Genomic DNA, 9,765 nt, shown 5'->3' with positions numbered 1-9,765 from the left:
GGCCGGCGTCCAACGACTTCAACGCGTTCGAGCGCGCCAGGGCTTTCTCCGGGGCGGACAACCCCTTGACGCCGCCCTCCCCGCGCAGCACCTCGAGCGAATCCGCCTCGACCACCAGCTCCAGGCCGGCCGGTTCGGCGCCGGCCCAGGCCACCGTGGCGTGCCATCGGGTCATCGCGATCGTGAGACGGTGGCCCATTCGTGCGGCCCGGCCGGTGACGCCGGTGTGGATGAGCAGCTCACCGTCGGACGCGTCCAGGGCCCAGGTGTCGGTCACAGACCGACCCTACTCACATGGTGAGGACGGTGCGGTAGTGCGCGCGCCCCTCCTCCAGCGCCGCGTAACCCTCCGCGGCCCGCGACAGCGGCAGCTCCTCGACCCACGCGCGCACGCCCGACAACACCGCGAACTGCATCGTCTCCTCGACGTCCTTGGCCGTACCCGAGGGATGCCCGACGATGCGCAGGCCCGGCGTGATCAGCTGGACGGGACTGATCGGCAGGGGCTCGGGGGTCACGCCGACCGCGACCAGTTCGCCCCGGGGCGCCAACCCACCGACGGTGTCGGCCATGGCCTGCGAGTTGCCGGCGGTGGCCAGAACGACCGCCGCCCCGCCCAGCGCCCGCATCGCCTCGGCCACGTCGCCGCTCGTCGAGTCGATGTAGTGATGGGCCCCCAGCGTCCCGGCGTCCTCGGCTTTGGCGGTGCCGCGGTTGATCGCGATTGTCTCGAAACCCATCGCCCGGGCGAACTGGATCCCCAGGTGTCCGAGACCGCCGACACCGAGAATGGCGACCCGGTCACCGGGCACCGCCCGGGTGCTGCGCAGCGCGTGGTACGTGGTGACACCGGCACACCCCATCGGGGCGGCCTCCACGTCGGAGAGCTCCGACGGGATCCGGGCCAGCGCGCTCGCGGGCACCGTCACCGATTCCGCATAGCCGCCGGGGTAGTGCCAGCTCGGGACCTTGCCGTTCTCGCAGTGGATGAAAATTCCCTTGCGACACGGGCCGCAGTGGTAGCAGCAGCCGCCGAACCACCCGACCGCGACGCGGTCACCCACCGCGAAGTCCGCGACGCCGGAACCGAGTTCGGCGACCGTTCCGGCGATCTCGTGCCCGGGCGTCAGCGGCCACGACATGTTCGGGAAGCCGCCGTGGACGAAGGCGCGGTCGGTACCGCACATGCCGCACGCGGCGACCGCTATACGTACCTCGTCGCGGCCCGGGGGCGGTGTTTCGACGTCGGCGAGTTCCAAGGCTCCGCCGGTGGACTGGATCCGGATGGCACGATGAGTGGGCACCCACTCATCCTAATTCTCATGTGCGACAGGGCATTTCGCGGACCCGTCGGCGTGGTAGTCGACCCGCCAGTGCTTGATCCCGTTAAGCCAGCCCGACCGCAGCCGTTCCGGTGTGCCGACCGATTCCAGATTCGGCATGACGTCGGCGATCGCGTTGAACATCAGGTCGATCGTCATGCGCGCCAGGTTGGCGCCAATGCAGTAGTGCGCGCCGGTACCACCGAACCCGACGTGCGGGTTGGGGTCACGCAGAATGTTGAACGCGAACGGGTCGTCGAACACGTCCTCGTCGAAATTGGCCGACCGGTACACCATCACCACCCGCTGACCCTTTTTGATCCGCACGCCCGACAGCTCGTAGTCCTGCAGGGCGGTCCGCTGGAACGACGTGACCGGGGTGGCCCACCGGACGATCTCGTCGGCGGTGGTGGCGGGCCGCTCCCGCTTGTACAGCTCCCACTGGTCGGGGAAGTCGGTGAACGCCATCATGCCCTGGGTGATGGAGTTGCGGGTGGTCTCGTTGCCGGCGACCGCGAGCAGGATGACGAAGAAGCCGAACTCGTCGTCGGAAAGCTTGTGGCCGTCGATGTCGGCCTGGACCAGCTTGGTGACGAGATCCTCGCCCGGGTTCTTCGTCCGGTCGGCGGCCATCTGCATGCCGTACATGATCAGTTCGACGGACGCGGTGATCGCGTCGTTGCTGGCGAACTCCGGGTCCTGATCGCCGACCATCTCGTTGGACCAGTGGAAGAGTTTCTTGCGGTCCTCCTGCGGCACGCCCATGAGCCCGGCGATGGCCTGCAACGGCAGTTCGCAGGACACCTGTTCGACGAAGTCGCCGGACCCCTCGGCCGCGGCGGTCTCGACGATGTGCCGGGCGCGCTCCCGGAGATCGTCGCGCAAGCGCTCGATCGCCCGGGGAGTGAAGGCGCGCGAGATGATCTTGCGCAACCGGGTGTGCTGCGGCGCGTCCATGTTGAGCAGGACGAACTTGCCGCGTTCGACCTGCTCCTCGACCGTGCCGTCTTTGTAACGCGGCAGGGCCGTCTTCTGCAGGCTGGAGAAGACGTCGCTGCGCAGCGAGATCTCTTTGACGTCCTTGTGCTTGGAGACCACCCAGAAGCCACCGTCGTCGAAACCGCCCGCACCGACGGGCTGCTCGTTCCACCAGATCGGCGCGGTGCGCCGCAGCTCGGCCAGTTCTTCCACCGGCAGCCGTTCCGCGTGGACGTCGGGATCGGTGAAGTCGAAGCCGGGAGGCAGGTTGGGGACCGGGGTGGCAGATGGCTCGGCGGTTGGCATGGCCCACTCCTCGAAACGAAGTCGTCTAGTCGTGCTTCAGTGCAAATAAACCATTGCCACAGCCCGTTGTGAAGCATCATCGCGATATCGCCGAGAAGAATTGCAACGTGTTCAGCGACGCGAAATCGTGGGCGGACCGCGTCGCCGTCCACACTCGCCGCATCCGTCCGGCCGGGGCGCAGAACCCGAAACACCATGAGACCCGCGGCGCAGTCGATATGCTTCGTGCAGGTCACCGGCGGATCGCCGGGACCGGCTGGCACGGAAGCTAAGGGTGGAGCATGATTCGCGAACTACTCACCGTCGTTGCGGTCGCCGGCGGCGCGGTCGGTATGGCGCCGTGCGCGGCCGCCGATCAGCGTTACGACGGCGACGTGCCGGGCATGAACTACGACGCTTCGCTCGGCGCGCCCTGCGACAACTACGAACGCTTCATCTTCGGGCGCGGCCCCAGCGGGCAGGCCGAGGCGTGCCATTTCCCCCCGCCCAACCAGTTCCCGGCCGCAACCACCGGCTACTGGGTGATGTCCTACCCGCTGTACGGCGTGCAGCAGGCCGGAGCCAAGTGCCCGGGCCCGCAGTCGGCCGCGCAGTCGCAGGCGGGGCTGCCCATGTTGTGTCTGGGCGCCCAGGGGTGGCAAGAAGGATGGTTCACCGGGGCGGGGTTCTTCCCGCCCGAACCGTGACCGGCTGACCCGTGGACCGCGCCCGCGCTCGCTCTGCTGTCCTTTAGTGGGCCCGCCCGGGAACGCCGGCCGGGGCCGACATTCCCAAAAGTGCTGCCGCACTTTGGTGAACTACCGGGACCTGCCCGCCACGTCTAGAGTCTTAACAAAGTCCGGCAACGATGAGGAGACTCCGATGGGCTTCAATCCCAAAGACGCCGTCGACGCGGCGCGGGACATCGCGACCAACGCGGTCGAGAAGGCGTCCGACATCGTCGAACACGCCAGCGACATCATTCGGGGCGACATCTCCGGCGGCGCCGGCGGCATCATCCAGAACTCCATCGACATCGGCACCTACGCGGTCGACAGGACCAAGGAAATATTCACCGGCCGCGACGACGACGAGCACCATTAGCAGCGCGTCATCGCTCCACTCGCCATGAATCGCGGCGCCGGTCCCTGGGGGATATGCACCGGGATCCCGGCGCGATGCGTGCACACCCACCACGTTCGGTGCGCGTGAGCCGGCCGTCTCAGACGGTTGCCGCCTCGTTGAGCTCGTCGAGGCGGTTGGTCGCTTCCAGGTACTCCTGCACCCAGCGTTCGATGACGTTCGCGGTCTTCTCCACCTTGGTGAACTGCCCGACGACCTGACCCACCGGGTTGAACGCGACGTCCACGCTCTCGTTCGGGTACCGGTTCGTGGCCCGCACCGCCATGCCGGAGACCATGTACTGCAGCGGCATACCCAGCGGCTTCGGGTTCTCCGGAGCCTCCCACGCCTCGGTCCAGTCGTTGCGCAGCATCCGGGCCGGCTTGCCGGTGAACGACCGGCTGCGGACGGTGTCACGGCTGCCCGCCTTGACATAGGCCGCCTGCTGGACCGGTGTGTTCGAGGATTCCTCGACCATCAGCCACTGCGAACCGGTCCACGCGCCCTGCGCGCCCAGCGCCAAGGCCGCCGCGATCTGCTGGCCGCTGCCGATACCGCCGGCCGCCAGCACCGGCACCGGGGCGACCTCCTTGACCACCTGCGGCCACAACACGATCGAGCCCACCTCACCGCAGTGGCCGCCGGCCTCGCCGCCCTGGGCGATGATGATGTCGACGCCCGCGTCGGCGTGTTTGCGGGCCTGCGAGGGCGAGCCGCACAGCGCCGCCACCTTCAGACCGGCGTCGTGGATGTGCTTGATCATGTCGGCCGGGGGAGTGCCCAGGGCGTTGGCGATCATCTTCACCTTCGGGTGCTTGAGCGCCACCTCGACCTGGGGCGTGGCCGTCGCCTCGGTCCAGCCGAGCAATTGCAGGCTGTCGCCGTCGCTGTCCTCGACCGGCACGCCGTGGTCGGCAAGGATCTTCTTGCCGAAGTCCAGGTGCTCCTGGGGGACCATCTTGCGCAGCGTGTCGGCCAGTTCCTCTGCGGACAGGTGCGAGTCCATGCCCTCGTACTTGTTGGGGATCACGATGTCGACCCCGTAGGGGTGGTCCCCGATGTTCTCGTCGATCCAGTTGAGCTCGACCTCCAGCTGCTCGGGCGTGAACCCGACGGCACCCAGCACGCCGAAACCGCCGGCCTTGCTGACAGCGACCACGACATCGCGGCAGTGGGTGAACGCGAAGATCGGAAACTCGATACCGAGTTCGTCGCAGATGGCGGTGTGCATACCTACTCCTCGGACGCCGGGCGAAATTGGAACGTGTTCTACTTTAGTACGGCCGCCGTCGACGGGGCCAGCCAGGTCCGGCGCGTCGCAACTACTACCGATCATCGCCGGCCCCCACCTCAGCAACGCGCCCCCGCCGGGCAGGTGATCGCCCGCAAGGTGGTGACACAGTGTCAGTAACTAGCAGTGGTCCGCCGGCCATTCATGGTGAGACGGCAGCCATCGCCGCAGTTGTCGATGTCATTTGCGCATTTCGTACGGGCACTGACCGGCGCCGGCAACGCCGATGCGCGAAGCCGACAGTGCGTCGCCCCTGCAGACGCTGGCGCACGACGTGCTGGGCCGTCCCCTGATCGGCAACGGCACCACCGGGTCCCCGGGTAGCGGACAGCCCGGCGAGCCCGGCGGGCTGGTGATCGGCAACTGCGGCCGCGGCGGACTCCCCGGCTTCTTCGGCACGCATGGGGCCAACGGATCGCCGTAGCGCCCGCCGGCCCGGTGCGCGCTCTTGATCCGTCGGGGCGCCCGCGGGTAGCGTGGGCGTGCCAATTACGAAACTGCGCGTAGCGTAATTTCATGCCCGCGACCACCGAGAGGATCGGCTCGATGCGCAGCCGCTATGCCGGCCGGCCCTTCACCACCCCGACACCCGACATCGCCGCAACCCTCGAAGATGTCAGCATCCCGACGCTGCTGCTGTCCCTCGTCCACATCACCGGCGATCCCCGGTTCATCCGCGATTTCACGCCGATGGGCCTCTTCCTCAACGAGATCCAGGGCTTCATGTCGGAGGAGGACAAGGCCCGCGCCCGGGCGGCGGCCCTGCCGGTGCTGGCCCGCTATCGGGACGCCGGCTGCCCCGAGCCGAAGCCGCTCAGTCCCGAGCTGATCCGGGAAATGATGGACTGGGCCGCCTGCGAGCACGTCACCGACGACTACCTGCCCCTGATCTCCGAAGAGATGGACCTCGACGGCGTCGATCCCCGCCGCCCGGCGGCGCTGCCGAGCGAACGCGCGGCGGAGCTTCCCGTCCTGGTCGTCGGCTGCGGCGAATCCGGCATCCTGGCGGGCGTCCGGCTCAAGCAGGCCGGCATCCCCTTCACCATCGTGGAGAAGAACGCCGGCCCCGGCGGAACATGGTGGGAGAACAGCTATCCCGGCGCCCGCGTCGACGTCGCCAACCACTTCTATTGCTACAGCTTCGAACCCAACAACGACTGGACGCACTTCTTCGCCGGCCAGGACGAGTTGCAGGACTACTTCGCCCGGGTGATGGACAAGCACGAACTGGCCGAGCAGGTGCGATGGCAGACCGAGGTGGTCGCCGCCGAATGGGATGACAACGACGGCATGTGGGGCGTGACGCTGCGCTCGGCGGACGGCCGGACCGAGACGATGCGCTCACGGGCGCTCATTACCGCGGTCGGCCAGCTGAATCGGCCTCACATCCCGGATTTCGACGGCGCCGAAACCTTTGCGGGCCCGGCGTTCCACTCCTCGGCCTGGGATCATTCCCTCGACCTGACCGGCAAGCGGGTCGCGCTGATCGGGGCCGGCGCCAGCGGGTTCCAGATCGCGCCCGCGATCGCCGGCGACGTCGAGCACCTCACCGTGTTCCAGCGGACCGCGCAGTGGATGTTCCCGAACCCGATGTACCACGACGCGGTCGGCGACGGGATGCGCTGGGCGATGCGCCATCTGCCGTACTACGGAAGGTGGTACCGGTTCCTGGTGCTGTGGCCCGGCGCCGACAAGGGTCTCGACGCCGCGCGCGGCGACCCGGACTATGCCGACCAGGATTACGCCGTCAGCGACATCAACGCCGCCGCCCGGATGATGTTCACCCAGTGGATCACCAGCCAGGTCGGCGAAGGCAACGACCTGCTGGCCAAGGTGCTGCCCGACTATCCGGCCACCGGCAAGCGGACCCTTCAGGACAACGGCAGCTGGCTGCAAACGCTGCAACGGGACAACGTCGAACTGGTCCGGACGCCGATCCAAGCGATCATCCCACGCGGCGTCGTCACCGGCGACGGCGTTACGCATGACGTCGACGTCATCGTCTACGCCACCGGGTTCCGGCACACCGACGTGCTGTGGCCGCTGAAGATCATCGGGCGCAACGGCATCGACCTGCACGAGATGTGGGGCAGCCGCCCGTACGCATACCTGGGTATCACCGTCCCGAACTTCCCCAACCTGTTCATCATCTACGGGCCCGGGACGCATCTTGCCCACGGCGGCAGCCTGATCTTCCAGTCCGAGCTCCAGATGCGGTACGTCAACCGGTGTCTCGAACATCTGGTGGAGGCGGACCTGCATTGTGTGGAGCCGACGGCCGAGGCGTCCACGGCGTGGCATCGGCGGACGCAGGCCGAGATCAAGAAGATGGTGTGGTCACACCCCGCGGTCAAACACACCTACTTCAAGAACCCCGACGGCGAAATCCACACCGTCAGTCCATGGCGCCTGCCCGAGTACTGGGCGGCGGTCCACGAGCCGGACTGGTCCCAATTCATCGTGCGGGCAAAGGAAGCGAGCACTCCGGTATGCGAACCGTAGTCATCGACGGACCAACCAACGTTCGGGTCGACACCCGTCCCGACCCGGTGCTCCCCGGCCCCGACGGCGCAATCGTCGAGGTCAGCGCAGCCGGCATCTGTGGTTCCGACCTGCACTTCTACGAAGCCGATTTTCCGCTGGCCGAACCGATCGCGCTCGGCCACGAAGCGGTGGGCACCGTCGTCGAGATCGGGCGGCAGGTGCGCACGGTCAAGGTCCACGACCAGGTGATGGTGTCGTCGGTGGCCGGTTGCGGCAACTGTCCCGGCTGCACCACCCGCGATCCGGTCATGTGCCACAAGGGGTTTCAGATCTTCGGGGGCGGCGTGCTCGCCGGGGCACAAGCCGATCTGCTCGCGGTGCCCGCCGCCGATTTCCAGCTGCTCAAGATCCCCGATGGGATCAGCACCGAGCAGGCGCTGCTGCTGACCGACAACCTCGCGACCGGCTGGGCGGCGGCCCAGCGGGCCGATATTCCGCTCGGCGGCACCGTGGCCGTGATGGGCCTGGGCGCAGTCGGGCTGTGCGCGCTGCGGAGCGCGCTATTCCAAGGTGCCGCGAAGGTTTTCGCCGTCGATCGAGTCGATGGCCGCCTGGACCGTGCCGCGGCGTGGGGAGCGACGCCGGTCAAGGCGCCGGCGGTCGAGGCGATCCTCGCGGCCACCAGCGGGCGCGGGGCCGACGCGGTGATCGACGCCGTCGCCACCGATGCCTCCATGACCGACGCGCTCAACGCGGTCCGGCCCGGCGGCACCGTCTCGGTCGTCGGAGTGCACGACCTGCAACCGTTCCCGCTGAACGCGCTGGGCTGCCTGATCCGCAGCATCACGTTGCGCATGACGACGGCGCCGGTGCAGCGGACCTGGCCGGAATTGATCCCACTGCTGGCCTCCGGCCGACTGGACGTGGACGGCATCTTCACGACGACACTGCCGCTGGACGCGGCGGCCAAGGGTTACGCGATCGCGGCCGCGCGCAACGGCGACGACGTCAAGATCCTGCTGACACCCTAGGTGCCGTCGCGGCGCACGTGCGTGGCCAGGTGGCCTCGGCCGGGGGAGATCCCCGTGACCGTCGCCATCCCGGCCAGGCCCTATCGCGTCGCCGTGATGTACTGCGAACGCATGAAACTGTCGATCTTGACATCCACCTCCGGCGGAATCATTCCGTAGACCGCCTCGAGCTGCAGGGTGTTGCGGATCGGCTCGACGGCCCAGCCGTGCGAGGACAGCCAGGCGGCCGGATCGCTCTCGGGCTCGTAGGTCAACGCCGAGAAATCCACGCTGCCCGACATGTTGACTCCGGGGTGGGCCGCCTCCAAACCCTCCAGCTGGTCGTGGTCCAACCGCGTGCCCAGCGCACCCACGGCCACTCGGCTGCCCGGCGCGCTGAGCCCACTGATCAGGGTGAAAAGGGTGTTCTGGGCATCGTCGGTCAGGTAGGGCAGTATCCCCTCCACCGACCAGGCGCCGGGACGTTCCACGTCAAAGCCGGCCGCCTCCAACGGCTTGGACCATTCGCCGCGCAGATCCGCCGCGACCTCGATCCTGCGCGCCCTGGGCGTGGCGCCCCGCTCGGCCAGCACCCGCGACTTGAACTCCAGCACCTTCGGCAAGTCGATCTCGAAAACCGTTGTGCCCACTGGCCAATCGAGCCGATACGCCCGCGAGTCCAGGCCGGCGGCGACGATAACCGCCTGGCGCACGCCCGCTTGGCCGGCGGCGAGGAAGAAGTCGTCGAAGAAACGCGTCTGCACGCCGTAGAGGCGGGGAAAGGCCGTCTGGTCCTCTGATGTACCCGGGCTGGCGAGCACTTCGGCCAGGTACGGGTCCTGCGACGCGGCGATGAAAGCCTGCGCATAGTCGTCGCGAACCAACGGCTGAGGGCTCCGGGCGTGCACCGCCCGCCAACCGGCCACCAACAAAGCGGTGTAGCCCACGCTGCTGACGATGTCCCAGTGGTCGTCGTCGGAACGCAGCGAGCCGAACTCGGGTGTCGTGCTCAATCGGTCCTCCCCATCGCAGTCCCCGACGTCACCAAAGTACCCGCAGCGGCGCCGTCAAACCTCGAGAAGCGCCGTGACCGGGCCGTCGTTGACCAATTCGACTTGCATATCCGCGCCGAAGACCCCCACTTCCACTCGGGCGCCCAACTGCCGCAACCGTTCCTAGACACTGAGCCAAACTGGGTTTCGCCTGGTGGGCGGCCCCGAACGGTCGTGGGTCGCCTGGGTTCTCGCCGTGGTCCTGTGAGCACGTCTGGTCT

9 protein-coding genes and 2 pseudogenes are annotated in these 9,765 nt (G+C 67.9%); 5 read left to right on the top strand and 6 right to left on the bottom strand.

Annotated features, from left to right (window positions below):
* The 3 genes and pseudogenes from FPZ47_RS24490 to FPZ47_RS24480 all read right to left on the bottom strand — a co-directional run.
* Window positions 1–277, bottom strand: a pseudogene (locus FPZ47_RS24490) (YceI family protein); the annotation flags it as partial.
* Window positions 278–290: 13 nt separating this feature from the next.
* Complete coding sequence (locus FPZ47_RS24485; RefSeq protein ID WP_144954836.1) at window positions 291–1,304, bottom strand: alcohol dehydrogenase catalytic domain-containing protein; 1,014 nt, start codon at window positions 1,302–1,304, stop codon at window positions 291–293.
* A 9-nt stretch (window positions 1,305–1,313) separates the two neighbouring features.
* Window positions 1,314–2,606 carry a cytochrome P450 gene (locus tag FPZ47_RS24480; RefSeq protein WP_144954833.1) on the bottom strand — a complete coding sequence of 431 codons (1,293 nt, stop codon included), beginning with the start codon at window positions 2,604–2,606 and terminating at the stop codon, window positions 1,314–1,316.
* Window positions 2,607–2,887: 281 nt separating this feature from the next.
* On the opposite strand from FPZ47_RS24480, the gene FPZ47_RS24475 reads away from it, so the two are divergent.
* Both FPZ47_RS24475 and FPZ47_RS24470 read left to right on the top strand, forming a co-directional pair.
* The gene (locus tag FPZ47_RS24475; RefSeq protein WP_144954831.1) at window positions 2,888–3,292 is read left to right on the top strand and encodes a hypothetical protein; all 405 of its coding nucleotides are present in this window, start codon (window positions 2,888–2,890) and stop codon (window positions 3,290–3,292) included.
* A 175-nt stretch (window positions 3,293–3,467) separates the two neighbouring features.
* Window positions 3,468–3,689, top strand: a complete 222-nt coding sequence (locus FPZ47_RS24470; protein WP_144954828.1) for an Rv1893 family protein — start codon at window positions 3,468–3,470, stop codon at window positions 3,687–3,689.
* Between the two features lie 118 nt (window positions 3,690–3,807).
* Here the strand turns inward: FPZ47_RS24470 and FPZ47_RS24465 are convergent, their stop codons facing one another.
* On the bottom strand, window positions 3,808–4,938 hold the full coding sequence (locus FPZ47_RS24465) for a nitronate monooxygenase (RefSeq protein ID WP_144954825.1): 1,131 nt from the start codon (window positions 4,936–4,938) through the stop codon (window positions 3,808–3,810).
* Window positions 4,939–5,224: 286 nt separating this feature from the next.
* Between FPZ47_RS24465 and FPZ47_RS24460 the strand changes: the two genes are divergently transcribed.
* From FPZ47_RS24460 to FPZ47_RS24450, 3 genes are all read left to right on the top strand, one after another.
* Window positions 5,225–5,422, top strand: coding sequence for a hypothetical protein (locus FPZ47_RS24460; protein WP_144954822.1), 198 nt, complete (start codon window positions 5,225–5,227; stop codon window positions 5,420–5,422).
* Window positions 5,423–5,544: 122 nt separating this feature from the next.
* A complete protein-coding gene (locus FPZ47_RS24455; RefSeq protein ID WP_144954864.1) occupies window positions 5,545–7,500 on the top strand; it encodes a flavin-containing monooxygenase in 1,956 nt (651 codons plus the stop codon).
* On the top strand, window positions 7,488–8,513 hold the full coding sequence (locus tag FPZ47_RS24450; RefSeq protein ID WP_144954819.1) for a zinc-binding dehydrogenase: 1,026 nt from the start codon (window positions 7,488–7,490) through the stop codon (window positions 8,511–8,513). Before FPZ47_RS24455 ends, FPZ47_RS24450 begins: the two co-directional genes overlap by 13 nt.
* Before the next feature lie 80 nt (window positions 8,514–8,593).
* On the opposite strand, the gene FPZ47_RS24445 is transcribed toward FPZ47_RS24450, so the two are convergent.
* Window positions 8,594–9,505: a class I SAM-dependent methyltransferase gene (locus FPZ47_RS24445; protein WP_144954816.1), complete on the bottom strand. Its 912-nt coding sequence runs from the start codon at window positions 9,503–9,505 to the stop codon at window positions 8,594–8,596.
* A gap of 54 nt (window positions 9,506–9,559) precedes the next feature.
* Window positions 9,560–9,661 (bottom strand): annotated as a pseudogene (locus FPZ47_RS24440) (D-aminoacyl-tRNA deacylase); the annotation flags it as partial.
* Between the last annotated feature and the right edge of the window lie 104 nt (window positions 9,662–9,765).

Origin of the sequence: Mycobacterium helveticum, assembly GCF_007714205.1 — a bacterium.
In the GTDB taxonomy this organism is placed as follows: domain Bacteria; phylum Actinomycetota; class Actinomycetes; order Mycobacteriales; family Mycobacteriaceae; genus Mycobacterium; species Mycobacterium helveticum.
This window is presented reverse-complemented; position numbering and strand designations above follow the sequence as displayed.